This window comes from Microbacterium sp. TW_SC_2 (genome assembly GCF_055361165.1).
The window spans coordinates 753,325-778,645 of record NZ_CM143952.1; the positions used below are offsets into that span (position 1 = coordinate 753,325).

General features: G+C 66.1%; 21 protein-coding genes. 15 read left to right on the forward strand and 6 right to left on the reverse strand.

Annotation, left to right across the window (positions count from 1 at the left end):
* The first annotated feature begins 4 nt into the window (after positions 1-4).
* Positions 5-1,363, forward strand: coding sequence for a phosphoglucosamine mutase (gene glmM / locus ACWA14_RS03605; RefSeq protein WP_463796107.1), 1,359 nt, complete (start codon positions 5-7; stop codon positions 1,361-1,363).
* 107 nt (positions 1,364-1,470) lie between these two features.
* Here the strand turns inward: glmM and ACWA14_RS03610 are convergent, their stop codons facing one another.
* Together ACWA14_RS03610 and ACWA14_RS03615 are read right to left on the reverse strand one after the other, a co-directional pair.
* On the reverse strand, positions 1,471-2,919 hold the full coding sequence (locus ACWA14_RS03610) for a hypothetical protein (protein ID WP_463796108.1): 1,449 nt from the start codon (positions 2,917-2,919) through the stop codon (positions 1,471-1,473).
* Complete coding sequence (locus tag ACWA14_RS03615; protein ID WP_463796109.1) at positions 2,916-3,701, reverse strand: glycosyltransferase family 2 protein; 786 nt, start codon at positions 3,699-3,701, stop codon at positions 2,916-2,918. Before ACWA14_RS03615 ends, ACWA14_RS03610 begins: the two co-directional genes overlap by 4 nt.
* Before the next feature lie 61 nt (positions 3,702-3,762).
* On the opposite strand from ACWA14_RS03615, the gene ACWA14_RS03620 reads away from it, so the two are divergent.
* Entirely contained in the window at positions 3,763-4,215 is a 453-nt protein-coding gene (locus tag ACWA14_RS03620) for a GtrA family protein (RefSeq protein ID WP_463796110.1), read from the forward strand.
* A 12-nt stretch (positions 4,216-4,227) separates the two neighbouring features.
* On the opposite strand, the gene ACWA14_RS03625 is transcribed toward ACWA14_RS03620, so the two are convergent.
* Positions 4,228-5,658: a tyrosine-protein kinase domain-containing protein gene (locus ACWA14_RS03625; RefSeq protein ID WP_463796111.1), complete on the reverse strand. Its 1,431-nt coding sequence runs from the start codon at positions 5,656-5,658 to the stop codon at positions 4,228-4,230.
* 84 nt (positions 5,659-5,742) lie between these two features.
* The gene (locus tag ACWA14_RS03630) at positions 5,743-7,116 is read right to left on the reverse strand and encodes a tyrosine-protein kinase domain-containing protein (protein WP_463796112.1); all 1,374 of its coding nucleotides are present in this window, start codon (positions 7,114-7,116) and stop codon (positions 5,743-5,745) included.
* A gap of 237 nt (positions 7,117-7,353) precedes the next feature.
* Here ACWA14_RS03630 and ACWA14_RS03635 point away from each other — a divergent pair, with 237 nt between their 5' ends.
* The 10 genes from ACWA14_RS03635 (at position 7,354) to ACWA14_RS03680 (ending at position 17,693) form a co-directional block, all read left to right on the forward strand.
* Entirely contained in the window at positions 7,354-8,361 is a 1,008-nt protein-coding gene (locus ACWA14_RS03635; protein ID WP_463796114.1) for a hypothetical protein, read from the forward strand.
* Between the two features lie 261 nt (positions 8,362-8,622).
* Positions 8,623-10,440 carry a polysaccharide biosynthesis protein gene (locus ACWA14_RS03640; RefSeq protein ID WP_463796115.1) on the forward strand — a complete coding sequence of 606 codons (1,818 nt, stop codon included), beginning with the start codon at positions 8,623-8,625 and terminating at the stop codon, positions 10,438-10,440.
* A 14-nt stretch (positions 10,441-10,454) separates the two neighbouring features.
* The gene (locus ACWA14_RS03645; protein ID WP_463796116.1) at positions 10,455-11,570 is read left to right on the forward strand and encodes a DegT/DnrJ/EryC1/StrS family aminotransferase; all 1,116 of its coding nucleotides are present in this window, start codon (positions 10,455-10,457) and stop codon (positions 11,568-11,570) included.
* Positions 11,560-12,195, forward strand: a complete 636-nt coding sequence (locus tag ACWA14_RS03650) for a sugar transferase (RefSeq protein ID WP_463796117.1) — start codon at positions 11,560-11,562, stop codon at positions 12,193-12,195. The genes ACWA14_RS03645 and ACWA14_RS03650 overlap by 11 nt, the downstream gene beginning before the upstream one ends.
* Positions 12,188-12,829: an acetyltransferase gene (locus tag ACWA14_RS03655; protein ID WP_463796118.1), complete on the forward strand. Its 642-nt coding sequence runs from the start codon at positions 12,188-12,190 to the stop codon at positions 12,827-12,829. The genes ACWA14_RS03650 and ACWA14_RS03655 overlap by 8 nt, the downstream gene beginning before the upstream one ends.
* Positions 12,826-13,947, forward strand: a complete 1,122-nt coding sequence (locus ACWA14_RS03660) for an N-acetyl sugar amidotransferase (RefSeq protein WP_463796120.1) — start codon at positions 12,826-12,828, stop codon at positions 13,945-13,947. Before ACWA14_RS03655 ends, ACWA14_RS03660 begins: the two co-directional genes overlap by 4 nt.
* Entirely contained in the window at positions 13,944-15,089 is a 1,146-nt protein-coding gene (locus tag ACWA14_RS03665; RefSeq protein ID WP_463796121.1) for a glycosyltransferase, read from the forward strand. The genes ACWA14_RS03660 and ACWA14_RS03665 overlap by 4 nt, the downstream gene beginning before the upstream one ends.
* Positions 15,086-16,327: a glycosyltransferase family 4 protein gene (locus ACWA14_RS03670; RefSeq protein WP_463796122.1), complete on the forward strand. Its 1,242-nt coding sequence runs from the start codon at positions 15,086-15,088 to the stop codon at positions 16,325-16,327. Before ACWA14_RS03665 ends, ACWA14_RS03670 begins: the two co-directional genes overlap by 4 nt.
* Entirely contained in the window at positions 16,324-16,926 is a 603-nt protein-coding gene (gene hisH / locus ACWA14_RS03675) for an imidazole glycerol phosphate synthase subunit HisH (RefSeq protein ID WP_463796123.1), read from the forward strand. The genes ACWA14_RS03670 and hisH overlap by 4 nt, the downstream gene beginning before the upstream one ends.
* Entirely contained in the window at positions 16,923-17,693 is a 771-nt protein-coding gene (locus ACWA14_RS03680) for a HisA/HisF-related TIM barrel protein (protein WP_463796124.1), read from the forward strand. The genes hisH and ACWA14_RS03680 overlap by 4 nt, the downstream gene beginning before the upstream one ends.
* On the opposite strand, the gene ACWA14_RS03685 is transcribed toward ACWA14_RS03680, so the two are convergent.
* On the reverse strand, positions 17,665-19,170 hold the full coding sequence (locus ACWA14_RS03685) for an O-antigen ligase family protein (RefSeq protein WP_463796125.1): 1,506 nt from the start codon (positions 19,168-19,170) through the stop codon (positions 17,665-17,667). The genes ACWA14_RS03680 and ACWA14_RS03685 overlap by 29 nt on opposite strands.
* The gene (locus ACWA14_RS03690) at positions 19,131-20,213 is read right to left on the reverse strand and encodes a glycosyltransferase (protein ID WP_463796126.1); all 1,083 of its coding nucleotides are present in this window, start codon (positions 20,211-20,213) and stop codon (positions 19,131-19,133) included. The genes ACWA14_RS03685 and ACWA14_RS03690 overlap by 40 nt, the downstream gene beginning before the upstream one ends.
* 465 nt (positions 20,214-20,678) lie before the next feature.
* On the opposite strand from ACWA14_RS03690, the gene ACWA14_RS03695 reads away from it, so the two are divergent.
* From ACWA14_RS03695 to ACWA14_RS03705, 3 genes are all read left to right on the forward strand, one after another.
* A complete protein-coding gene (locus ACWA14_RS03695) occupies positions 20,679-21,824 on the forward strand; it encodes an MATE family efflux transporter (protein WP_463796127.1) in 1,146 nt (381 codons plus the stop codon).
* A gap of 47 nt (positions 21,825-21,871) precedes the next feature.
* A complete protein-coding gene (locus tag ACWA14_RS03700) occupies positions 21,872-23,734 on the forward strand; it encodes a DUF4012 domain-containing protein (protein ID WP_463796128.1) in 1,863 nt (620 codons plus the stop codon).
* A 65-nt stretch (positions 23,735-23,799) separates the two neighbouring features.
* Positions 23,800-24,921, forward strand: a complete 1,122-nt coding sequence (locus ACWA14_RS03705) for a nucleotidyltransferase family protein (protein ID WP_463796129.1) — start codon at positions 23,800-23,802, stop codon at positions 24,919-24,921.
* Positions 24,922-25,321 lie beyond the last annotated feature (400 nt).

Below are 25,321 nucleotides of genomic sequence, written 5' to 3' on the forward strand. Positions count from 1 at the left end.
TCCGATGCCGATCTTTGGCACGGACGGCGTGCGAGGGCTTGCCAATGGCATCCTCACCGCCGACCTCGCGCTCACCCTGGCCCAGGCGACTGCTGTCGTCCTGGGCCAGGGCCGTACTGCGGAGTCCCGCAAGGCCGAAGGCAAGCGGCTCCTCGCCGTCGTCGCCCGTGACCCTCGCGTCTCCGGGCACTTCCTGACCGCTGCCGTCTCTGCCGGGCTCGCCTCCTCCGGCGTCGACGTGCTCGAAGCGGGCGTCATCCCGACGCCGGCGCTGGCGTTCCTGGTCGCCGATCGCGATGCCGACTTCGGCGTGATGATCTCGGCCTCGCACAACGCCGCACCCGACAACGGGATCAAGATCTTCGCCCGGGGCGGCGTCAAGCTGCCCGATGTCGTGGAACAGCGCATCGAGGACGCCATGTCCGGCGAGATGCTGCGTCCGACCGGGGCCGGAGTGGGCCGCATCGATCGGTTCTCCGACGCGGAGGACCGGTACGTCGTGCATCTGCTCGGCTCGCTGCCGAACCGTCTCGCGGGGATCCACGTGGTTCTCGACTGCGCGCACGGCGCCGCATCGGGGGTGTCTCCGGAGACGTTCCGCGACGCCGGCGCGGAGGTGACCGTGATCGGCGCCGAGCCCGACGGGCTCAACATCAACGACGGCGTCGGATCGACCCACCTCGACAACCTCGCGGAGGCGGTCGTGCGTCTGGGGGCCGACATCGGCATCGCCCACGACGGCGACGCCGACCGGTGCCTGGCGGTCGACGCGCAGGGCAAGGTCATCGACGGCGACCAGATCATGGCGATCCTCGCGGTCTCGATGAAGGAGCGCGGTCATCTGACCGACGACACCCTGGTCGCGACCGTGATGAGCAACCTCGGCCTGCACGTCGCGATGCGCGAGCACGGCATCACCGTGCGTCAGACCGCGGTCGGCGACCGCTACGTGCTGGAAGACATGGACCGGGGCGGCTACGCGCTCGGCGGCGAGCAGTCCGGCCACGTGATCATGAGCGAGTACGCGACCACCGGCGACGGTCTGCTGACCGGCCTGCATCTGGTGGCCGAGATGGCTCGCCAGAGCAAGACGATCGCCGAACTCGCCGCCGTCATGACGGTGTACCCGCAGGTGCTCATCAACGTGCGCGGGGTCGACAAGGACCGCGTCGCCGACGACGAGGCCGTCCAGGAGGCCGTCCGTGCCGTCGAGGCCGAACTCGGCGACACGGGTCGTGTGCTGCTGCGCAAGTCCGGTACCGAGGCGCTCGTGCGGGTGATGGTCGAGGCCGCGGATGCGGAGTCCGCCCAGAAGTACGCCGACCGACTCGTGGATGTCGTGCGGGAGCGCCTCGCGCTCTGAGCTGAGCCCACTTCGAGGAACGGCCGGGTGCTGATCGTGGATCAGCACCCGGCCGTTCCCGTCGTCAGAGCGTGTCCGCCGTGGCGCTCGCGAACCCGACCCGCGGGTCAGGGCGCGGCGCAGATGCGGTAGCCGCCCTCGGCCAGTGTCTCGGTGGCGCAGTCCTGCCCGGTGAGACGGGGCGTCCCGGTCATCGCCGGGGCATCGAAGAGGCCCACGTGCGCTCCCGTCAGGACGATGGCCGATACGGCCGCGCCCCAGGGTTCGGCGGCCAACCAGGTCGTGCCCGTCGCGTCGACCCACTCGGTGAGCGGAGCCACCGCCGCACGCTGACGGTCGAGCGTTTGCCCGCGCGGTGCATAGCTCGACGCCGTGTGGACGACCGCCCCGGTTCCGATGATGATCGCGACGATCACGGCGGCTGCCGTGGCGACACGTCCGGACACGCGTGCGGCAGGCAGTCGCCGGACGGCCCAGATCGCCCCGGCGGCGAGCACGGGCGCGAAGGCGAAGAGGCCGACCGCGGGGTGACGGACCCAGAGGGGAAGCTGGGAGGCCGTGGCCCACCACGCCACGAAGGTCACGGTGCCGACTCCGGCGACCGTGAGCACGGCGATCGTCGCGCGGTGATCGCTCCGCTGAGGATCGCGTCGAACGGCCAGGAGTCCGGCCGTCACGAGTGCGACCGTCAGCAGCGCGGCGACCAGGGCGACCAGCGGAGGGACCGACCAGGAGTCCGCGAGTGTGGCCAGCTTCTCACCGACGGTCGTGGACGCGCCCTGCCCGCCGCTGCGGACGAAGCGGACGAGGTCGCGCAGATGCTGGACGTAGGCACCACCGCCGAGCGAGAGGAGCGCGCTCAGCTCGAAGAGCAGCGTGGGGATTCCGACGCCGACGAGCGGCAGCCATGCGCGGCGCAGCGCGTCGCGGACCCGCGCCCAGCCGCGACCCTCGGCGAGCACCCAGAGGGCGATGGCGAATCCCGGCAGCGCGAGGAGCGCGATGAGCTTGGCCTGAACCGCGAGGCCGACGAGAAGACCGGCGAGCCAGGCGCGGCGCGGAAGCACGATCAGAGCCCAGACGAGCAGCGCGGCTGCGGGGATCTCGCCGAGCAGGTCTGCAGGCCCCTGGATGGGGGAGACGCCCGCGCTCGTGGTGAAGGCGAGCGGCACCGTCACGGCAGCCAGAGCCGCCCATCGGCCGCCGATCCGCCGACCGAGGATCGCGAGACCGACCAGGAGCAGAGCCCAGTAGGCGAGGGGGATGAGGCGTGCGCCGATCACCAGGTCGGCGCCGGTCGCGAGCACGGCGGCGACCGGAAGCAGGACGACCGGTCCCGTGGAGATACGGGGGTCGAAGGGGGTGATGGTCGACCCCGACAACGCGCCGTCACTGGCGTAGCCGAGGCCGTCGAGCAGATTCCGCGGCACCGTGAGGTTGAACGCCTCGTCCTCCCACAGGCGCCAGACGAACAGGCTGTGCCAGGCCACGATCACGTGTCCGACCACGAGTGCTGCCGCGAGCACCCAGAAGACGACCGTGCGGGCTCGAGTCATCGGCCGAGCGGCTCCGGTCGACGCACGTCGCGCAGCGGAGCAGAGGGGCGCAGCGACAGCTGCCATGCTTCGCCGAGCGCGGACCGCACGAACTGTCGGAGTCGCTTCGGCGGAAGGCCGGCGCCGGCAGCGCGGCCCCACATGGTGCCGGTCGTGGAGGATCCGCGCCGGGGGATGCTGGCGACGCGCAGGTAACGGACGGTGAATCCGGCGCGCGCCTCGGCCAGGGAGAAGTGCACGTGCGGCACGGTCGCCTCGGCGGGGAGTGCGTCGATCAGGACACGGAGAGCGTCGGGTCGGTAGGCCCGCAGCGGGGTGTTCACGTCGGGGATGCGGCGTCCTGCCGTGGTCGCGATGAGCACGCCCACAGCGGCCGTGAGCACCGTGCGGTACCAGGGGTCGGTGCGGCCGTCGCGAACGCCGTGCACGACGTCGGCGTCTTCGCGCACGAGAGCGGAGATGAGACGCGGGAAGTCGGCTCCGTGGAACTGGCCGTCGCCGTCGACGTGCACGAGCACGTCGGGGTGGGAGTCGAGGCCCGCACGATAGGCCGCCAGCGCGGTCGGTCCGTGTCCGCGGTTCTGCGCCTGCACGTGCACGGACACGTCGTCGGCGCCGTCGAAGACCGCCGCCGTTCCGTCGGTGGAGCGATCGTCGGCGATGTGGAAGGAGACGCGGTCCGCGAGAGGCGCCACGGCATCCCTGATCTCGTCGATGAAGCCGTTGATCCCCTCGACCTCGTTGAAGGCGGGCATCACGATGGCGAGATGGGTGATCGGCACTTGTTCCTCAGAAGATGGCGCGTTCGATGGGGGCATACGCACCCAGTACTCTAGTCGAGTCATGACTCACACCTCTCGATTGCGGCGTCTCGCCAGCCTGGGCAGCCGTTTCCTCGTCGTCGGGGGGCTGAGCACGCTGATCGAGATCGGTGTCTTCAACCTCCTCGTCTTCGTGTGGGGATGGGATGTCGTCTCGGCGAAGATCGTGGCGTCGTTGGTCGCCCTCGTGAACGCGTACATCGGCAACCGCGAGTGGACGTTCCGGCACCGCGACCGCCGAGGACGCGTGTCGGAACTCGTGCTCTTCGTGCTCACGAACGCCATCTGCACCGCCATCGGCGCGGGGCTCGTCTGGATCGGCGTCGGCATGGCGGAGGGGGTGCTCGGCCGAACCCCGGGACCGATCGCGGTGAACGTGGTCAACCTGGTGAGCATCGTGATCGTGGTGGCGCTGCGGTTCGTGCTGTACCACCTGATCGTTTTCCGCTCACCCGCACCCCGACCCGCCGCCTGAGCGCGATCGCGCTCAGGCGGACGCGCGACGCTTCGCGGCCTTGCGCGAGGCGCGCGTGCCCGGTTCGCCGCCGAGTTCGTGCGTCGACCCGTAGGTGTACGCGCCGTAGCCGTAGCTGTCCGGACCCTTGGTCGGGAGCATCGTGATGACCAGACCGAGCAGGTCGACGCCCGCCGTCGTGAGCGTCCGGATCGCCCCCTGCAGCTCGGGCTTGCGGGTCTTCCCCGAGGCCGCGGCGAGGATGAGGCCGCTCGACTTCTTGCCGATCACCGCGGCATCCGTGACGAGCAGCAGTGGAGGTGCGTCGATCAGGATGTAGTCGAAGTACTCGGAGAGCGTGGCGAGCACGGTGTCCATCGCGGTCGAGCCGAGCAGCTCGCTCGGGTTCGGCGGCACCGGCCCGCTGGGCAGCACGTAGAGCTCGTTCGTGCCCCACTTGCGCAGCGCCTCCGAGAGCGGGACCTGCCCGATCAGCACGTTCGTCAGACCGACGCCGCCCTCCATCGCCATGTAGTCCGCGATGCGCGGCAGACGCAGGTCGCCGTCGATCAACGCGACGCGGGCACCGGTCTCGGCGAGCGCGATCGCGAGGTTCGCGGTGGTCGTCGACTTGCCCTCGCCCGGGCCGGAGCTGGAGATCACGAAGGCCCGCGTCTCGGCGTCGACGTCGAGGAACTGCAGGTTGGTGCGCAGCGTGCGGAAGGACTCCGCGCGCGGGCTGCGGGGGTCGACGTGCACGATGAGCGGGCGCTTGGTCGCCTCCGGGTCGAAGGCGATCCCACCCAGCAGCGGTCGATCGGTGATGACCTCGAGGTCGTGCAGGGTGTGGATGCGGGTGTCGAGGACGGTCCGCAGCACCGCGAACCCGAGACCCGCAGCGAGGCCGAGCAGGCCACCGATGATGACCAGCAGCGGGACGTTCGGGCTGGAGGGCGCCGTGGGCACCGCGGCCGGGTTGGTCACGGTGACGTTCACGGGGCTGACGCCGCCTTCGACGGCGGGCCGCTCGAGCGTGTTCTGCACCGCATCGGTGAAGCTGATCGCGGTCTGGTCGGCGATCTGCGCGGCGCGCTCGGGATCGGTGTCGGTGACGGTGACGTTGATCATGACGGTGTTGAGCGGCGTGCTGGCGGAGATCTTGCCCGCCAACTGGCGCGACGTGAGGTCGAGCCCGAGCTCTTCGATCACGGGGTCCAGCACCAGGGCCGTGCCGATCGTGTCGACGTAGCTCGTGACCATCTGTCGCGCGAAGGTCGTGCCCTGCACCAGATCGCCGGTCGCCGCGCCTTCGGTGCGTACGGAGACGTACAGCTGCGTCGAGGCGACGTACTTCGGCGCCTGCAGGGACGCGTAGGCCGCTCCGCCTGCGAGTCCGACCAGGAGCAGGACGAGGACGACGATCCAGTTCTTCTGCAGGATGCGGATGTAGTCGCGGAGTTCCACGTGATGATTCCCTCTGGTAGTCGCCGCGCGCGGGGCGCGACTCGGATCAGTGTCTGTCGGACGCTCGAAGGCGTCGGAGTCGTGTCAGTCGGCGCCGGCGCCGTAGGCAGCCGCCAGGGCGCGGTCGGGGCCGCGGGTCGGAAGCATCGTCACGACGGTGCCCAGCACGCGGGCGCCGACGTTCTCGATGTGGGTGACGGCGTTGCGCACGCGGGGGACCACCGCCTTGTCGACGGCGGTGACGAGGATCGCTCCGGACGCGCGACGAGCGATCACGGCGGCGTCTGTGACCAGGACGACCGGCGGGGCATCGATCAGGACGATGTCGAACGCTTCTCGCAGGTCTCCGAGCAGCCGGGCCATCTCCGACGATCCCAGCAGCTCGGCCGGGTTCGGGGGCACCGTTCCCGAGGGCAGCAAGAAGAGGGTGCCGCGACCCCAGCGCTGCATCGCGTCGGCCGTCGAGACGCGTCCGGCGAGCACCTCCGTGAGACCGACACCGCCCTCGACCCCGAAGTAGTCGGCCAGACGGGGAAGACGAAGATCGGCATCGATCAGCGCGACCTTGGCGCCGGACTCCGCGAAGGCGATGGCGAGGTTGGCGACCATGGTCGACTTCCCCTCGCCGGGGCCCGCGCTCGTCACGACATAGGTGGGGGTCTCGCCGGACGGAGCCAGGAACTGCACGCTCGTGCGGAGCGCCCGGTAGGCCTCGGCGCGCGGATCGCCGCCGCCGCCGGTGACGATCAGTGGACGAGCGCCGGCGGATCTGTCGAACGACGTCGTCCCCAGCAGGGGCGCCCCTGTCGCCTCGACGGCGTCTTCGGTCGAGCGCACGCGGGCGTCGAGCGTCGTGCGCAGGACGGCGAGCAGGATGCCGACCGCGAGCCCGAGCACGCCGCCGGCCACGAGGGATGCCGGAGGGTTGGGGGCGGAGGCCGCGCTGGGGACCGAGGCAGGCTGGATCACGTCGATGCGCACGATGCTGGCGAGACCCTCCGCGGGGCGCTCGAGGTCTTCGGCGACGACGGTCGCGAAACTGTCGGCGACGGCGTTCGCGATGCGGGCTGCGCGTCCCGGCTGGGCATCGTCGACGGTGATGGAGATGGTCGTGGAGGCGGGGGCGGCGGAGGCCGAGACCCGGCTCGCGAGTTCGACGGCGGTCTCTGTCAGACCCAGGTCGTCGATCACGGGCTGCAGCACCAGAGCGCTCGGGATGATCGTGACGTAGCTGCTCACCGCCTGGACCGCGTAGGTGCGTGCGAGATTGAGTTCTGCGGTGGTCGGCGTTCCGGTCGCGCCCTGCGCCTGACCGATCACGAAGACGTCGGCGGTGGTCGTGTACCGGGTCGGAGTGGTGAGGGCGTGCAGCACGCCCAGCGAGAGTCCGATGAGCGTCAGGGACACGATGAGCACCAGATTGTGTCTCAGCGCGCGCAGCGACAGCTGGATTTTCATGGCCCCTCACGACGTCAGATCCTCCGGCGATCGCCGAATCCGCTCACGACACTACCTGTTCGCATCGCCGGTATATTGCAGTGTGCCCACGCGCGGCGCGACGGGAACCCGGGGGATGCACACATGGCGCACGATGAGATCTTCGACTTGGACAAGACGCGTGACCGCTCTCGGCTGCCGCAACCTAAGGCTGACGCGACCCCGAGCGGGCTCGAGGCTCTCGTCGGGCGCCCTCGGATGAGCAGGGGGGCGGACGACGTCGGCCACGATCTGCCGCGACTGGTGGCGATGGTGGAAGCGGCGGCCGCGAACCGTGCACCGATGCCGGCCAGCTCCGCGCCCTCGTCGGTCCGCCGCTCTCGTCGTCGCATCGACTGGGTCAGCACGCTCGCCGGCGCTGCGGCGGTCGTGGCCGTGTCCGTCGCGTCGAGTTTCGCGGTGGTGCAGGCCGCCAACGCCAGCCCGACCGGAGACGCCACCGCCCTGCTGCGGTCCGACCAGGACGCCCTCACCTCCGCCGAGCTCGGCCTCACCGCCTCCCACGTGCGCATCGAGGAGCAGATCGCCGCCGGGGCGTCGGCCGCGCAGACGTTCGAGACCGGTCTCGCCGCCCTCGTCCCCACCGAGGAGGAGCAGCCCTTCGTCGAGCCCGCGGTCTTCGAGGCGGCCGCGTCGGCGGCGACGCAGTACCAGGTGGCTCTCGAGGCGATCACCGTTCCGGAGGCTCTCCCGGCATGGACAGCCCCGCCGGTCGACGAGGAATCGCTCGCCAGCGTCGCGGCCGCGATCGACGAGGTGCAGGCGCGCGCGGCGCTCGTCGACGATGCGAGCGCCGAGGTGCGCTCCACGCGGCAGAGTCTCGAAGGCGCGACGGCCACCTTCGCGGCCGGCGTCAGTGCCTTCCGGGCGAGTGTGAGTGCGAGCACGCAGGCGGTGCTCGACGACGCGCCATTCGCGGAGCAGAGCCTGCGCGACGCCCTGTCGACCGCATCGACGGCGGTGGGCTCGGCCGACCTGACCACGGCGGCCGGAGCGGCGGCCCTGGAGGGATATCGCGACGCGGTGCGGGCCGTGCGCGACGACAAGAGGCGGGCTGCCGAGGAGGCCGAGCGCCAGCGGGTCGAGGATCAGCGCCGGTACGACGACACGCAGACCGAGCAGCCGACCGATCCCGTCACCGAGGAGCCGACGCCGCCGGAGGACCCGACCGCGCCCACCGAGCCCGACCAGGGTGACGGGGCCTGATTCCCGCTCCCGGTCTCCCTCGCCTCGAGAGAGCGCACGTGGTCTCGGACGGAACCGCGGGGGCCGACTCGGTCCGCCCCCTCGCGGAAATTCCGGCATCCCAGCATTCCGGACGCGATCGGTGTGTCACGATGGAACCAATACATTGGTTGTGTCGCAGACTACGACCGCTCCCGCCGGGCCCCAGACCGGGCGGGAGGACGCACGCTCACGCGTGTGCCGGGGGGAAAAGTGTCATCGGGTTGGAAACGAGAAGACGACGTGTCGGTCTGGCAACGACGGCGGCGACTCACCGCCGCCATCGTGGACAGCGGTGCCTGGATCGTCGGGATCGTCGTCGCCGTCGTGCTGCGCTTCGAGTTCGAGCCCACCGCGCGAGGGTGGATCAGCATGGCCTCGCTGGCGGCGCTCGCCGCGGCCGGTCAGGTCGTCGTCGGCTACTACCTCGCCCTCTACCGAGGACGATTCAGTTACGGATCCTTCGATGAGGTGAGAGCGCTCGGCATCGCCGTGGTCGTGCAGGCCGCGGTCCTCACCGCGCTCGTGATGGTCGTCGGTCCCTTCGTGGGGCTGCCCCGTGGCACCGTGATCCTGGCCTTCCCGTTCGTGCTCCTGCTCATGTTCGGCGTGCGCTACATCGCCCGCCTCGTCATCGAGCGACGACGCAAGCCCGGTGCCGAGGCTGAGCCCGCCCTCATCGTGGGAGCCGGCTACGTGGGTGACGTGCTGCTGCACCAGATGACGACCGACCCGACCTCGCCGCTCCGCGCGGTCGGCATCCTCGACGACGACCCCGCCAAGAAGAATCTCCGGTTGCGCGGCGTTCCCGTGATCGGACGCACCAGCGAGATCGCAGCCGCCGCGCAGGACACCGGCGCGACGACCATCGTGATCGCGATCGGCGGAGCCGACAGCACGCTGCTGCGCCGCCTCACCGACGACGCCGCGGCCGCCGGGCTCCGCGTGCGGATCACCCCGACGCTCACCAACCTCATGTCGGGTGCGCAGTCGGCGATCGACCTGCGCGACATCAGCATCGAAGACCTCATCGGCCGTCATCCCGTCGACACGAACGTCGAGCTCATCGCCGGCTATGTCACCGGGCGCCGCGTGCTCGTGACGGGCGCGGGAGGGTCGATCGGCTCGGAGCTCTGCCGCCAGCTCGCCAAGTTCGGTCCGAGCGACCTGATCATGCTCGACCGCGACGAGACGGGCCTGCAGATGGCGCAGCTCGGCACGCTCGGCCACGGACTGCTCGACTCGAAGGACGTCGTGCTCGCCGACATCCGCGATGAGGACACGCTGCGCAGCATCTTCGCGGAACGCCGACCCGAGGTCGTGTTCCATGCCGCGGCGCTGAAGCACCTGCCGATGCTCGAGCAGTACCCCGACGAGGCCTGGAAGACGAACGTGCTCGGCACCCTCAACGTGCTCACGGCCGCGCGCGAGGTCGGCGTCGACACCTTCGTCAACATCTCCACCGACAAGGCCGCGAACCCGACCAGCGTGCTCGGACACTCCAAGCGCGTGGCCGAGAAGCTCACAGCCTGGGCGAGCGAGGAGACCGGGATGCGCTACCTCTCGGTGCGCTTCGGCAACGTGATCGGCAGCCGCGGATCCATGCTCCCGACCTTCCAGACGCTGATCGAGGGGGGTGGGCCGATCACCGTCACGCACCCCGACGTCACGCGGTACTTCATGACGATCCCCGAGGCCTGCCAGCTCGTGATCCAGGCGGGCGGCATCGGCCGCCCGGGTGAGGTGCTCATCCTCGACATGGGAGAGCCGGTGTCGATCCTCGAGGTCGCCAAGCGCATGATCGCGATGTCGGGCAAGAACATCGAGATCGTGTTCACGGGGCTGCGCCACGGCGAGAAGCTGCACGAGGTGCTGGTCGGCTCGAGCGAGAACCTCGAACGGCCCTTCCACCCGAAGGTGTCGCACACGCGCGCCGATCCCATCTCACCCGAACGCCTCGACAAGGCCGGCTGGGAGGCGCGGATGCTGTCGGTGCCGCGCGACAACGACACCGCCATCATCGAGCCCATCCGGCTGGACACCACGGAGTACAAGAAGTGACCGCACGGATCTACATGTCCTCCCCGGACGTCGGCGAGCTCGAGGAGAACGCGGTCCTCGCCGCGATGCGCTCCGGCTGGATCGCCCCTCTCGGCCCTGATGTCGACGCCTTCGAGCGCGAACTGGCCGAGCGCGTCGGCGTCGCCCACGGCGTCGCGCTGAGCTCAGGGACCGCGGCGCTGCATCTCGGCCTGCTGACGCTCGGCGTCGAGCCGGGTGACATCGTGCTGACCTCGACCATGACTTTCGCCGCCACCACCAATGCGATCGTCTACACCGGCGCCGAGCCGTACTTCATCGACGCCGATCCGGCGACGGGAAACATGGACCCGCAGCTGCTGCGCCAGGCGCTGCAGCAGTTGCACGCCGCGGGGGAGCGCGTGGCGGCGATCGTGCCGGTCGATCTGCTGGGCAAGGCGGTCGCCTACACCGCGATCCTCGAGGCTGCGGCCGAGTACGACGTGCCGGTGCTCTCGGATGCCGCGGAGTCGCTGGGCGCGAGCCACCGCGGACGAGCCGCCGGCAGCTTCGGCCGTGCGTCGATCGTCTCGTTCAACGGCAACAAGATCATGACCACGTCGGGTGGCGGGATGCTGCTCACCGATGACCCCGCGATCGCCCGGCACGTCCGCTACCTCGCCACCCAGGCCCGGCAGCCGGTCGTGCACTACGAGCACACCGACATCGGCTACAACTACCGCATGAGCAACCTGCTCGCGGCTCTCGGACGCGCGCAGCTGCAGCGCCTCGACAGCATGATCGCGCGACGCCGTGAGGTGCGCGAGCTCTACAAGGAGCTGTTCGCCGATGTCGCCGGCGTCGAGGTCTTCGGCGCGGCGGGCGATCACGACGACAACGTCTGGCTGACCTCGATCCTCGTGGATCCCGAGGTCACCGGGTGGCAGCCGCAGGAGCTCGCCGCCGTGCTCGCCACCGACGACATCGAGAGCCGCCCGCTGTGGAAGCCGATGCATCTGCAGCCCGTGTTCGCCGGGTCCCGCGGTGTCATCACCGGAGCATCCGAGTCGTTGTTCGCACGCGGTCTCACGTTGCCGAGCGGCTCGGCGCTCACGACGGAGCAGCGCGAGCGCGTCCGGTCGGCGATCGCCGCCTTCCTCGATGGGCGCTGAGATGAAGCGGCCGGCACGACGCCCCTATGACGCGCTCAAGCGCGCGCTCGATGCCGCGGCAGCGGCCGTCGGTCTCGTCGTCCTCAGCCCCGTGATCGTGATCACCGCGCTCGTCGTGCGGGTCAACCTCGGCAGCCCGGTGCTTTTCACCCAACCTCGGCCCGGCCGGGGTGGCCGCATCTTCCGGCTGTACAAGTTCCGCTCGATGCGCAGTGTGGATGAGTCCCGCGGATGGGTCACCGACGAACAGCGCCTCACGCGCTTCGGCCGCATCCTGCGCTCCACGAGCCTGGATGAGTTGCCCTCGCTGTGGAACGTGCTGCACGGCGACATGAGCGTCGTCGGTCCGCGACCGCTCCTCGTCGAGTATCTGCCGCGCTACACGCCCGAGCAGAGCCGCCGCCACGAGGTAAGGCCCGGCATCACCGGCCTCGCCCAGGTGAACGGACGCAACACCGTGGAGTGGGAGCAGCGCTTCGCGCTCGACGTGCAGTACGTCGACGCCCGGAGCCTCGCCCTGGATGCACGGATCCTCAAGGACACCGTTCGGTCCGTTGTCGCGCGCGAGGGAATCAGCGCGGAGGGGCATGTGACGATGCGGAAGTTCGGAGAAGCAGATGGCTGAACGGATCGTGGTGGTCGGAGCCGGGGGCTTCGGACGCGAGACGCTCGATGTGATCGAGGCGCTCATCGACGCGGGGGAGCCCCTGCACCTGGTCGGCGTCGTGGATGCGGGGCCGCGTCAGGATGACCTCGGCCGGCTCGGCGCGCGCGGAATCGCCTACCTCGGCACGGAAGACGACTGGCTGCCCACCGCGACGGGTGACGAGCGCTTCGTCGTCGCGATCGGCTCGCCGGGCATCCGCTCCCTCGTCGCGCGGCGGTTCGCCGCCGCGGGGCTGCGTGCGAAGACGCTGATCCATCCCCGCGCCGTCATCGGCACGCAGGCGAGCATCGGGGAGGGTGTCGTCATCGCCTCGGGTGTGCAGGTCTCGACCAACGTGACCCTCGGCGATCACGTGCATCTCAACCCGGCGTGCGTCATCGGGCACGACGCCTCCCTCGCGGATTGCGTGTCGGTGAACCCCGGCGCGATCGTCTCCGGCAACGTCGTGGTCGAGACGGGCACGCTCCTCGGAGCCGGTTCGGTCGTGCTGCAGGGGCTCACAGTCGGTTCGGATGCGATCGTGGGCGCGGCGGCGTGCGTGACGAAGGACGTGCCGTCCGGCATGACAGTGAAAGGTGTTCCTGCTCGATGACCGTACGCGAATGCACTCGGTGCATCATGAACTCAACGGTGGACCCAGATATTGTCGTCGTCGATGGGGTCTGCAATCATTGCATCCGCTACGACGCACTCCTGGAGTCTCGTATCGTGCCTGTCGAGCAGCGACCTGCCAAGCTCGCGCAGGTGGTGGACGCGATCTCGCGCGCGGGTCAGGGGAAACCATACGACTGCATCATCGGAGTCAGCGGTGGTGTCGACAGCACCTACGTCGCCCTTCAGGTGAAACAGCTAGGTCTGCGTCCGCTCGCCGTGCACGTCGACAATGGTTGGAACTCAGCGCTCGCCGTGCTCAACATCGAGCGATTGCTCCGTGTACTCGACATCGATCTGCACACCGAGGTGCTTCGACTGGATGAGTTCTACGATCTTCAACGATCCTTCCTCCGAGCTTCAACGCCGGACGCAGACATTCCGAGCGACCACGCGATCCAGGCCACACTGTGGCGCATCGCGCGTGAGCACGGCATTCGCTTCATCATCTCTGGGATGAACTTCGCGACGGAATCCATCAGCGTGCCTTCCTGGTCCTACGGACACTCGGACTGGCGGTATCTCAAAGATGTGCACCGACGCTTTGGGCGAGTGCCGTTACGCACCTACCCGCATTTCGGATTCGTAACGCTCGCATGGACCACGTTTGTTCGCCGCGTGCGAATCGTGTCGATCCTCAACTACCTCGAATACGACAAGTCGAATGCTATGAACGACCTCGTCTCAGAGTTGGGCTGGGTGCCCTACGAAGGCAAGCACTACGAGTCCATATTCACTCGCTGGGTCCAGGGTTACTACCTGCCCGAGAAGTTCCAGATCGACAAACGCCGCGGACACTACAGCGATCTCATCAACTCCGGCCAGATCACGCGCGATGATGCGCTCGCTGCGGTTCAAAATAGCGACTACAGCCAACGTCTTCGGTCTGAGGACGAGATCCTCCTTCGGAAGAAATTGTCGCTAAGTCCTGACCAGTTGGCAGAGATCGTGCAGTCCAAGCCCTCCAGCTACCGGGCGTATCGGAACTCGTACGGGTTCGTCCAGTTTCTCCGAGGACTCGTCAACCGGCTCCGTAAACTGGGGCTGTATCCGAGATGAGCTACACGGTGAACCTCCACATCTATCCCGCTCCGATCGTCAACGAGAGCCGGATCTTCCGTCAGACCGCCGCCGTCGCCGATGCGGGACTCTTCGACCGTCTCGTCGTCGTCGGCCAGCGTGCGGAGGGTCTTCCCGACGTTGATGTGCTGGACGAGCATCGCTCGATCGAGCGGATCGGCGTGCCATCGGATCAACGCCCGCGCTCCTTCGTCGGCCGCATTCGCGAACAGCTCACTTGGTCATTCCGGGTGTACAGAGCGTGGCGAACGCGCCCCGTGAGTGCGGTGAACGCACATTCCGTCGCCGTGCTGCCAGTGAGCTACGCGATTGCGCGGAAGCACCGTGCCGTGCTCATCTACGACACGCATGAGCTCGAGACGGAGACCTCGACATCGGGCGGACTCCAGGGCAAGGTTTTTCGAGTCATCGAACGGTTGTTCATCCGCAGGTGCGACGCCGTGCTGGTGGTCAATGATTCGATCGCAGAGTGGTATCGACGCGCATATCCCGGCGTCCGGGTGACCTCGGTGCGGAATGCGCCGACGACAAGCGGGGGCCAGCGTTCCGCGAACCTCCGCGCCAAGTACGGCATCGAAGATTCCTGCCGCGTGTATGTGCACGTCGGGAACATCGTTGCGCACCGGTTCATACCCGAGATTCTCGACGTGTTCGCGGCGCGGGCAGCATCCGGAGACCACATCGTGTTCATCGGCAGCGGCTCGCTCTCTGATCTGGTGCAGAGCTACGTCGAAAAGTACCCGAACATTCACCTGCACGAGCGGGTGGCAGCGGACGCTGTGGTCGACACAGTCGCCGGCGGTGATGTTGGACTCTGCCTCATCGAGTCGACTTGCCTGTCGTACGCGCTCTCCCTTCCTAACAAGGCGCTCGAATACTCGATGGCCGGCGTACCGTTCTTCTACACCGATCTTGTCGAGGTGGACCGTCTGCTCAGCTCAAACGAATCTCAGTGGAAGGTCGGTGGGACTTCGGAGTCCCTGGCGACGGCGATGGACGAGCTGACGGCAGATCAGATCACGGCGGGCCGGGCAGCGATCGAGTCCGTCACGCTGCCTGACTGGAACCGTGAGTCCGATCGGATGCTCGAAGAATATCGTCGAGTGATGGGGGTCGCGTGAAGACCGTCTGGATCGTGAACCACTACGCGACGGATCCGCAGGAGACCCCTTCAGGTTCTCGACACTTCTCGCTTGCCCGTGGGCTCGCCGCTCGAGGCTGGACACCCGTCCTGTTCGCCGCGAGCACAGAGCATCCCTCCGGTCGTCGTCGTCGCGGCATCGACCCAGACAGCAAGACGACGGATCGTGTCCGCGACGGCGTGAGGTTTCGGTTCCTCCATACCCCGGAGTACCGAGGCGGCTTGGCGCGCCTGCGCAACATGATCATCTTCACGGCTGCGCTGCTTCGGCCTTCGAGCATCCGAGACCTCGAACGCCCCGATATCGTGGTCGGAAGTACGGTACACCCGCTCGCCGCCTGGGCCGCATCCGTGCTTGCTCGACGAGCCAGGGTGCCATTCGTGTTCGAGATACGCGACCTCTGGCCGCAGACGCTCATCGACATGGGGAAGCTCCCCGAGCACGGACCGGTCACGTGGCTAATGAGGCGGCTCGAGCGCGCTTTGTGCGCGCGGGCGACTGCGATCATCACACTGCTTCCTTTCGCCTCGGAGTACCTGATCGCGCAAGGTGTGCCTGCAGAGAAGGTCGTTTGGATCTCGAACGGCACCGATGCCGATGACTTTGAGGGTGTCGCCAAACCGAACACAGACCATTTCGTGTACATGTATCTGGGCTCGGTGGGACGGGCGAACGGGGTCCGGGCCATCATCGACGGTTTCCTGACGGCAGCCGAGACCGATGCACGCATACGCCTGACGATCGTCGGGGACGGAGCCGAGCGGGCAGCGCTCGAGCAGCATGCCACGCTGTCGTCACACGGCGAACGTGTCGCCTTCGCCGCACCTGTGCCGAAGGAACGGGTGCCCGCGATGATCACCGGCGCCGACGCCTTGGTCATCAACGTGCTGGATCTCGACGTCTATCGCTACGGGGTCAGTATGAACAAGCTGTTCGACTACGCGGCCTCCGCCCGGCCGATCGTGATAGCCAGTAGCGCTCGCAACAACCTGGTCGCCGAGGCGGATGCTGGAATAGTCGTGCCGGCGGATGACGCCGAGGGGCTGAGCGCTGCGATGATCGAGATGGCGTCACCGAGCGTCGAGTCCGAAAGGTCGCGATGGTCGGCAAACGCCAGGGCGCACGTGATTGAGAACTATGACTACCGGGCACTGGCGGCGCGCCTGGATGATCTGTTGGCGGAGTGCACCACATCGATGGAGAAGAGCGCAGGATGATCACGATCGTGGACTACGGGGTCGGAAACATCGGCTCGCTGGTAAACATGTTCCGACGCATCGGTAGGACGGCCGAGCTTTCATCCGACCCTGATCGAATCGCCGAGGCTGATCGATTGCTGCTCCCCGGGGTTGGATCGTTCGACGTCGCAACGGAGAAACTCCGTTCAAGAGGCTTCGATGATGCGATCCGCGCACAGGCCCGGACCGGGCGCCCCCTCCTCGGAATCTGTCTCGGTATGCAGTTGCTCCTCGACTCGAGCGAAGAGGGCACGTCGAAGGGGCTGGGCTTGATTCCAGGGCAGAGCATCAGGTTCGACGACTCCGCGGGACTTCGGGTCCCGCATATGGGCTGGAATCAGCTCGATGTGCGAAAGCCTGCTCCACTCGTTGAAGGCTTGTCACAGGCGCACCGGTTCTATTTCGTGCACTCCTACCGGGTCGTCGTCGCGGACGAGAGGGATGAACTGGCTCGAAGCCAGTACGGAGGGACCTTCACCTCGATGGTGACCCGTGAGAATGTGACAGGCGCGCAGTTCCATCCGGAGAAGAGCCACGCCTTCGGCATGCAGATGCTAGACCAGTGGAGTGCGTCATGATCGGCCCCCGCGTGATCCCCGTCCTTCAGATTGACGAAGGCGGCTGGCTCGTCAAGACGACCCGGTACCAGAGTCCTCGGTATCTCGGCGATCCGATCAATGCCGTGAAGATCTTCAACGAGAAGCAGGTCGACGAGCTCGTCGTGATCGACCTCGCAGCCAGCCGAGCCCGGCGCGAACCCGCCTACGATCTGCTGTCGGACATCGCCTCCGAGGCTTTCATGCCGGTGGCGTACGGCGGGGGAGTGCGCACGCCGGCCCAGGCCAGGGCGCTCGTGGGGCTCGGTATGGAGAAGGTCATCGTCAACTCCGCTCTGTTCCGCGAGCCGGATGCGGTCACAGCCATGGCGAGCGACCTGGGGTCACAGAGCATCGTGGCGAGCCTCGATATCCGACGTGCTCAGGACGGCGCGCTCATCGCGCTAAGCGACTCAGGGGCCCGCACCGAATACGACGACATTGAGACGCTGGCACGCCGCGTCGTCGAACTCGGTGTCGGCGAGATTATCGTCTCGGCCGTGGACCGTGAGGGGACGCGGTTAGGTTATGACCTCGACGCGCTGCGACTGGTTTCGAATGCGGTTCGTGTGCCGGTGATCGCTCTCGGCGGAGCGGCCGGTGATAGTCACTTCGCTGAGGCGATTGCCGCCGGGGCGAGCGCTGTCGCAGCTGGCAGTCGGTTCGTGTTCTACGGGCGTCGGGACGCGGTTCTCATTACCTACCCAGAGCCCGAGACGATCATCGCGCTGGCGGACGTCGGGTCATAGGCACACCGACGTGACGAGCGTAGTTTGCGTCGCTGACTGCAGAAGCTCCTTCTTCCGGCTGGGTATCGAGCCAAATCGCAATCGACAAAATCGATGCGAAGGCCATCCAAGAGTATGAGGGCTCGAGACTCGAACTCGCCATTACGGTCATCAATGGCGAGAGTAGCGCGAACATCAAGAGAACGAGTCCCGAAAGTCTCGAACCTCGCGATTTGGAGTGATTGTTAAACGATCGCCATCCGATACGTGCGATCCAGACGATCACTATCGCGACCGCGACGAAAACGAAGATTCCATACTGGCTCAGGATCTCCATCAGCGCGCTGTGCGGGCTCAGGATCCCCTTCGTATCCAAGTCTCCTGGATACCCCTGCGCCGTGCGGGTCTCGTAGCCACCCGGACCTAGGCCCAGGAATCCGCTTTCAAACGCGAATCGGGTGCCGTTGATGAGCAGATTCAGGCGTACCGCTCCCGTTTGCCCCTCGTCGAACAAGTTCGCTGGTGACGCATCGCCTCCGAAGACGCCCGAGATACCCCCTGGAGAATTAATTACGAAGAGCGCGATACCAGCCAGCGCGGGGGAGACGATGGCGGCGACGAGCGGGAAGCGCGCAAGTACCAGGGTTAGCAGGATGATAGCCAGAACGGCGAATCCCAGCGTCGACTCCGTGCGCTGAGTCAGGAATGCGATGACCAGAAGGTAGGCTATTACTACTAGTCCGAGCAACTTGCTCCGCACGACAGCGAAGCTGGCGACCAGAATCAAAAACGCAATGAGCAGGAAATAGGCGAAGTCGTTGGGGTTGCCAAACGAGCTCGCGAGTCCGGGGTCCGTGAGCACTGTCTCGGCATCACGGTTTGCGAAGTAGTTACTAGCGCGCCAACCTGTCTGCATTTCGAGCAGCGCTAGCCCGCCGGTGACGGAAACGGCCACTATCCAGCCGAGGAACAACGCGCGAATGAGGGACGTGTCGACCCTCGCGAGAAGTACTCCGATAAGAAGCAGTGCGCCAAAGAAACTCGAGTTCAGCTCTGATGCCGCGTATCCATCAATCCCATGCGCGGCACTTAGCACCACGGCGGCGATGGTGCCGAAGAGGAGGAGCATCCAAGTGGATGCTCGTAGACGCGACGACATGCGTGCGAGCGCTTCAGGCCGGGAGATCTTTCTGAACAGAACGCCGAGGAGAAGCACCAACGTCGCTGCTCTGAACGCAAAGACGCTCCCAAACAGCGGGAACAGCGGACCAAGCGCCGAGAGCGTGGGCAGGACAAAGAACATTGCCCGCTCTACACCGTTACTCCCCAAGCGCGTCGGCGTGGGGAGTGTGGAATGGGACGGCTCCCGCAGGCTCACCCGTTCCATGCGGTCCTCTCCACGCTTGGTAGTCGCACGATGGCCTGGCTCATCAGCCATGGCGTCAACGCTCATGAAGTCTAACCCGGCGAGGGCGCGACGATCGTGTTCGTGAGCCATGTGTCCAACGCCGAGGCAGCTGCGCGTCCGTCGTGCCATTTGCGCACGAATGCAGGCCCGGTAGCAGCAAGATCTCGAAAGCGTTCTCGCTCGCCGAGAATGTCATCCAAAACTGCCGCCAAGGTTTGAGGGTTCGCGTCGATGACGGGAATATTGTCGCCCATCACGCTTCTCGTCTGCTCCGAGACGCCGCCCACGACAACCCGACCGGCAGCCATCGCCTCGATGGCGACGACTCCGTATGCGCCTGTCTGAATCTGGTCGATGACCACGTCGACACCGTTCAGCAGAGCAGGCATCTCCGTGTGAGGCACTACGTCTGTGCGGCAAACCTCTATCAAACCGCGCGTTTCGAGCGAGTTCAGGACACTCTCGATGTATGAAGTGCCCTTGGTGACCGCCGATCGCCCGCTCGGGCGATGAAGTACTCGGGGGACAGCGCGTTCGAGTGGCGGATTTTTGCACTTCCACCCGCGTAACGAGAGGCTGATGGGCAAGAACCTTGCCCCGTCCACATGCTGAAGCATGTCCGGCGTCGTTACGAAGGTATCGAGTCCCACGTCCCTCACTGATTCTCTATTGCGACGGGCCTGATCCCCCAACTGCTTCGCCCACGCAGGGTCGGCGTCACGAAAAAAGGAATGCTCATTAAGCTCGACGCTGAGTCGCGGATCGCGAGCATCGCTGCCGTGGAACACCACGGCTGCCGCCACCCCTAGCCGTTCGTAGCCCGCAGCTTCATCCGCGAATCTCGATAGAGACGGGTTACCTACGAGCGGCATGTTGCTTTCGTTGAGATGATGCGTTCCGGCAGCGAGCACGGATTCGACGCGGAACCTGCGCCACCAGGCGGGTGAAAGTCGGTAATGCGGGATTGAGCGATCGGAGAGATCGTTGACACGGCGATCTCGCAGCGCCCTCGCCAGTCTTCCGTCGAACGCCATCGTGAACGCTTCATTCGCGGTGCGGGCCCGCAGCGCCGTCGACCATGCGCTCCCCTGGGATGCCGAGTTCAGGGGGCCGATCGAGAGGGTTCGATTCACAACGGGTCCTTCGCGGGCTGAGGGTCTCGCCACGGGCGCGGATGGCCGGTGCATCGCTAGTGTATCCGGGGAGACTTGTGTGACCGTAGCTCGGCGGAACGTGCAGGGGCGTACGCGGCCCCACGCTCGGCGACAGAAAAGTAAGGTGCGGTGATCGTGTCGAGTATGTTCTCTCGCCCGGAGTACAACAAACCAACAACCGACGGGCTAGGTCGGAAAGGAGCGTTCGCACTCCTAAGTAGATTGGCTCCCGGAATCGCGACTTTGGTTGTGAATGTCGCCATCGGGCGACTAGGAGGAAGCGCACTGCTGGGGCTCACGCAAACGGTAGTTTCCGGCGCGTCGATCGCAGCGCTCGCGTACCCAGCAGGTGGTGCCGCTAGCCGATATGTTTCGAAGTTGGGTGCTGGGGGGCAACGTAGGCTTGCAGGAACTGTGGCGACTCACCTTGCCCGACGAGTCGTCGTGGCCTCAGTCGCGGCAGCCCTCGTGGTAGCGGCGATCGTTGTTCTGAGCGGTCACGGAACGGTGTCGGTTGCGCTGCTGAGCGGACTCATGGTGATGGCGGTCGCTGGTCGCGCGTTCATCGAGGGCTTGCATTTCGGGGGCGGAGAAGGGGGCCGTCTCGCAGCCTGGAGCGTATCGATTGGACTGGTTAGTGCCGGATCTACGGTGCTGCTGCTTCTGATTGGCGTGCGCAACGTTTGGGTGATTGCCCCACTTATCCTGTTGAACCTCATCTTTACTTTTCTATCCTGGCCTCGCCGACGTGTTCCCCGACTCGACCGAGGCCTGTCGAGAGAGATCCGGGCCTTTATCGCGTTCGCAGTCGCAGGGACATTGGCCAGTACCGGCTTCGGCCAGGGAGCAGTGCTCGTCGCCGGGCTTGTGGAAGGGTTATCGTATGTCGGGCAGTATTCAGCAGCCCTGACGATGACCACGCCGCTGGGGGTGATCGCGGCGGCTTTAGGCGCTGTCTTGTTTCCGGCACTTGCTGCGACCCACGGAATCGCTCCAGAAGGAGCCGTGAGGCAAAGACTCGAAAGTGTGACCTCCCTGGTGACCACGATGATGCTCACTGCTTTCATACCCATAGCGGTTACGTCTGAGTTGTTGGTACATCTGCTTTGGGGGAACAAATTCCCCAAGACCGCCTGGATCATGCTGTTCATACTTCCCGCGATCGTCATCAGCACGATCGCGGTGCCAGCCGTGAGCGCGCTCACAGCCTCGTCGAATCGCGGCATGGCGATCTCAGCAGGGTCTAGTGTCGGTGGGGCGGTGTTGGGTATCAGCGTGTGGCTGTTGATGATCCCGACAGGCAATGAGATCGCCGTCCCGCTCGGGTTTGCGATTGGAACAACGGCTATCGCCGTAGTGCCACTTGCAATTGCCTGGCGCAGTTACAGCATGAAATGGGCGGGCGAAGCGTTCACCATCGTCGGTGTTATCGCGACGACTCTCGTTATCGTCGTCGTTGGGCGCGATGCGTGGGCGCAAAACGGCTGGTACTCCGCTGCGGCCGCGGCGATTCTGATGATCCTGTGGCTGCTGGTGCGTCGCCGCGCATTCGTCGCAATCGTGTCGGCGTTGCGCCAGCGTGGTCGGTAGCTCATCTACTTTCCCGATGAGCCCCGCGACATGCGACGATAGAGCCGATGTCAGAATCCAATATTCCGGTACCCACGCGACGCGAACTGCGTCACCAGGCCGACCAGGCGCTCCTTGAGCCGCCACAGCAACTAAGGCGTAGGCGGCGCATCTGGATCTGGGTAGGGTCGATAACCCTCCTGCTCGTTCTCGCTATCGCCCTCACCGTGTGGGCAGGACAGCGGCTGTACACGCAAGCGCAGACCGCGCGGGAGCACCTCGTCGCGGCTCTGCCGTTCGCCGGGGAAGCTCAGACGGCATTGCTGGCATCTGATACGGACGCCTCGGCCGCCGCGACGCAGTCCTTCATCGCAGAGGCGGCGCAGGCACAGGCGGCGACAAGCGGGCGGTTGTGGGAATTCGCGTCTGGAATCCCGCTCCCGCTGACTGAGAATCTGCGCGCGGTGCACCTCGTCACGGAGATTGCGGTGCGCCTCGGCGATGACGTGCTGACTCCAGCCAGCACCCTTGATCTGAACGCGCTGAAGCCGGTTCAGGGTCGCATCGATCTCGCGACGTTGCAGGGGCTCTCCGAGACCGTGGACAGCATCGATCGCGCGGTCACCTCGTCTTTGGATTCCGTCCGTGAGCTCGACCGTAGTGCGCTGATCGAGCAGGTCGACGGAGGAGTCACCGACATCGAGTCCTCGCTCCAGAAGCTTAAAGACGTCATCGGCCCAGCCCAGGGCGTACTGTCTGTGCTGCCTGAGGCGCTCGGGGCTGACGGACCACGAAACTACCTGCTGATGTTCCAGGGGAATGCTGAGGCGCGTGCGGGAGGGGGCGGACCCGGATCATTCATCCTCATCCGAGTGGAGAATGGCGGGCTGACGATCGCGAACGAGGCGGCAGCGACGGACTTCGAGATTGCGCTTCCTGAGCCGATCACGCCGCTCGATGCGGAGACTGAAGCACTGTATTCGGACACCATCGGGCGGTGGATCGCCAATCTGAGTGCCACGCCGAACTTCCCGACCAGTGCTGCGCTGGCCAAGGCCTGGTGGGCGGATCGATTCAACGATCAGATCGATGGCGTGATCTCCGTGGACCCGGTGGCGCTCAGCTATATGCTCACCGCGACCGGCCCACTGCCCTTGCCCACGGGCGAGACGCTCACCAGCGAGAATGCAGTGGCATTGCTTCTCAACACCGCGTATTTCGACTATCCGACGGGCGTGGAATCGAATGTGTTCTTCGCAGGTGCGAGCGCCACCGTCTTCGCGGCATTGACTCAGGGCTCCGCGGACCCTGTCGCGTTGGTGAACGCGTTGACTCGTTCTGCTGATGAGGGGCGCATAAAGATCTGGACGGCGGACGCGAACGCTCAGGAGTTGCTCGACACGTCGCCGACCGCGGGAGTTTTGCCTCGCGACAACGAGGACGAGACGACGATTGGCGTCTTCTTCAACGACACGACGGGATCGAAGATGGACTACTACGTCGACGCCTCGGTCACCGTATCTACCGATCAGTGCTCTGCAGACGGCCCTCCGACATGGACGACGACCGTCGCCTTCGCCAACTCGATCAGTCGAGAAGACGCCGGCGGTCTGCCCTTGTACATCACCGGCCCGTACTACAACCCTGGGGACATTGCGACGGACTTCATCGTGTACGCCCCCGTCGGAGCGAGGATCGAGAGTTGGACGCTCGATGGGAACGAACACCCAGCGATCGCGCACACCACGCACCTGGGTCGAGATGCAGTGCGCATCAGTGCGCTGACGCCACCGGTCACTACGTCGACGTTCGTCGTCAACATGGTGGGCTCCGACGGTGCGAGCGCCGACGGCTTAGGTCCGGTCGCCGTGCGACACACACCGATGGTTCGGGCCACTCCTGTCACTATCGACGCTCCAGGGTGCAAGTAGGACGAGACTGCTCCGGGAACGCGGAGTTGCAAACCTCGATCAACTGACACAATTGGGAGGTGCCGATGTGGACAGCAGTCGCGTTCGGAGCTTTGGATCTCCGCGAGAGTGCGTTCGAGGACCAGGGCTTCGAGATTGTCGTGGTGCCCGTGCAGCCGGGGGTCCCAGTGTTCCTGATGGGCCAAGGAGCCGAGGTGTGGCTCTCCCTCCTCGACGATCCCGTCGACGATCGTGAAGTGGACAGCGAGACGCTCGAGGTGCTCGCGACGCTTGAGCAGATGGGCCTCGCCTCGCGGGACGAAGACACTGAAGCACGAGTCTCACAGTTGACGGCTCCATGGCTCGTGTCTCCCCTGCACGAGCTCGTCTACGCGCTCATTGCTCGGGTCGCGCGGGCCCATGCGATCGACGTGTTCTTCATCAAAGGTCCGACGCTGCACGCTCAGGGTCTGCGGGAGCGCGAGCACTCGGGTGATGTCGACTGCTGGGTGAGGCCGGGCGACGATGTGCGGCTGGCTGAAGCAATGAGGAGCTGGGGATGGACTCCGCTCTTCTCGCCGTTCACCGGCACCGGAGTCACGCACTCTCTGACCCTGGAGGCGGGGGAATGGGGATGCTCGATCGATGTGCACACCAGATACCCCGGCATCGATCTGGCAATGACTGACGCCTTCGAGCTGGCACTCGCCGAAACGGAACCGAGAGTCTTCGCGAGCACGGTGTGCGCAACTCCTCGACACGAGCTCCACGGCATCATCGCGGCGCTCCACAGCGTCCGCCCATTCATCGGGACCCCTGCTCGCGACTCAGATCACCGCGAAGCGGCGCACGCACTTGGTCAAGCCGGTGCTGGCGCGATCGACATGGCTGAGCGTCTGAACGCCGTCTACGCGCTCGAACCGTCGCTGAGGCTCGCCTTTCCCGAACTTGCGCGATCCTACCCGGATGCCCGGCCCCCGGCCGACTGGACCTGGCGGCTCACTGCGTCTGCCCCGCGCCGGCACATGCGAGCTCTTGCCACTGTGCCTCTTCATTTGCGCCTCGTCGTTATCGGCCGGCTGCTTTGGCCGAGTGCAGAAGTGCTCAAGGCCGCGGGTGAAATGCCTGGCACCACCTGGTTCGGGCGCTCGGTGGCGCGTCTGTACCGACTCCTCCGGGCCGGTGTGACCTTCCTGCGGCGCGACTGATGAGTTTGCGGATGGCGCCGACAGGTCGAGAAGAATCGAAGGTCGTCGCTTCTATGCGGTTGCGTGATCGTGAGATCGTCACTCTGGGCGGCGCACATTTGCCACAGGGAGGAAATCGTGCGTACAGGTGTAGTGGCCCTTGGCAAGATTGGCCCTTCTCGTTGCTGCCCAGTTTGCTGATTCAGGCCGCGAGGTCGTCTCTCCCAGTGCACCCCTCGCTCAGCGCCAACGACCTGGAGTGCAGCGTCGCCGCGCTTCGCTCGGAGGGAAGGGCCGCTTGGTGGCCACTGCAGACCCCGGCAGGGAATCGTATGGTGTCGCCGAACGCCCGGATGTTCTGCCTGACAGTGAGTCGCTGATTAATGCGGGCATCGACAGCGCAGTCGTCGCGCAGCAACTA

Bases quoted from the DNA above. Each gene is read 5' to 3' on its own strand.
- glmM (WP_463796107.1), top strand. From the start codon at position 5: ATGCCGATCTTTGGCACGGACGGCGTGCGAGGGCTTGCCAATGGCATC.
- ACWA14_RS03610 (WP_463796108.1), bottom strand. From the start codon at position 2,919: ATGACTCGAGCCCGCACGGTCGTCTTCTGGGTGCTCGCGGCAGCACTC.
- ACWA14_RS03620 (WP_463796110.1), top strand. From the start codon at position 3,763: ATGACTCACACCTCTCGATTGCGGCGTCTCGCCAGCCTGGGCAGCCGT.
- ACWA14_RS03630 (WP_463796112.1), bottom strand. From the start codon at position 7,116: ATGAAAATCCAGCTGTCGCTGCGCGCGCTGAGACACAATCTGGTGCTC.
- ACWA14_RS03635 (WP_463796114.1), top strand. From the start codon at position 7,354: ATGAGCAGGGGGGCGGACGACGTCGGCCACGATCTGCCGCGACTGGTG.
- ACWA14_RS03645 (WP_463796116.1), top strand. From the start codon at position 10,455: ATGTCCTCCCCGGACGTCGGCGAGCTCGAGGAGAACGCGGTCCTCGCC.
- ACWA14_RS03650 (WP_463796117.1), top strand. From the start codon at position 11,560: ATGGGCGCTGAGATGAAGCGGCCGGCACGACGCCCCTATGACGCGCTC.
- ACWA14_RS03655 (WP_463796118.1), top strand. From the start codon at position 12,188: ATGGCTGAACGGATCGTGGTGGTCGGAGCCGGGGGCTTCGGACGCGAG.
- ACWA14_RS03660 (WP_463796120.1), top strand. From the start codon at position 12,826: ATGACCGTACGCGAATGCACTCGGTGCATCATGAACTCAACGGTGGAC.
- ACWA14_RS03665 (WP_463796121.1), top strand. From the start codon at position 13,944: ATGAGCTACACGGTGAACCTCCACATCTATCCCGCTCCGATCGTCAAC.
- hisH (WP_463796123.1), top strand. From the start codon at position 16,324: ATGATCACGATCGTGGACTACGGGGTCGGAAACATCGGCTCGCTGGTA.
- ACWA14_RS03680 (WP_463796124.1), top strand. From the start codon at position 16,923: ATGATCGGCCCCCGCGTGATCCCCGTCCTTCAGATTGACGAAGGCGGC.
- ACWA14_RS03685 (WP_463796125.1), bottom strand. From the start codon at position 19,170: ATGGCTCACGAACACGATCGTCGCGCCCTCGCCGGGTTAGACTTCATG.
- ACWA14_RS03700 (WP_463796128.1), top strand. From the start codon at position 21,872: ATGTCAGAATCCAATATTCCGGTACCCACGCGACGCGAACTGCGTCAC.
- ACWA14_RS03705 (WP_463796129.1), top strand. From the start codon at position 23,800: ATGTGGACAGCAGTCGCGTTCGGAGCTTTGGATCTCCGCGAGAGTGCG.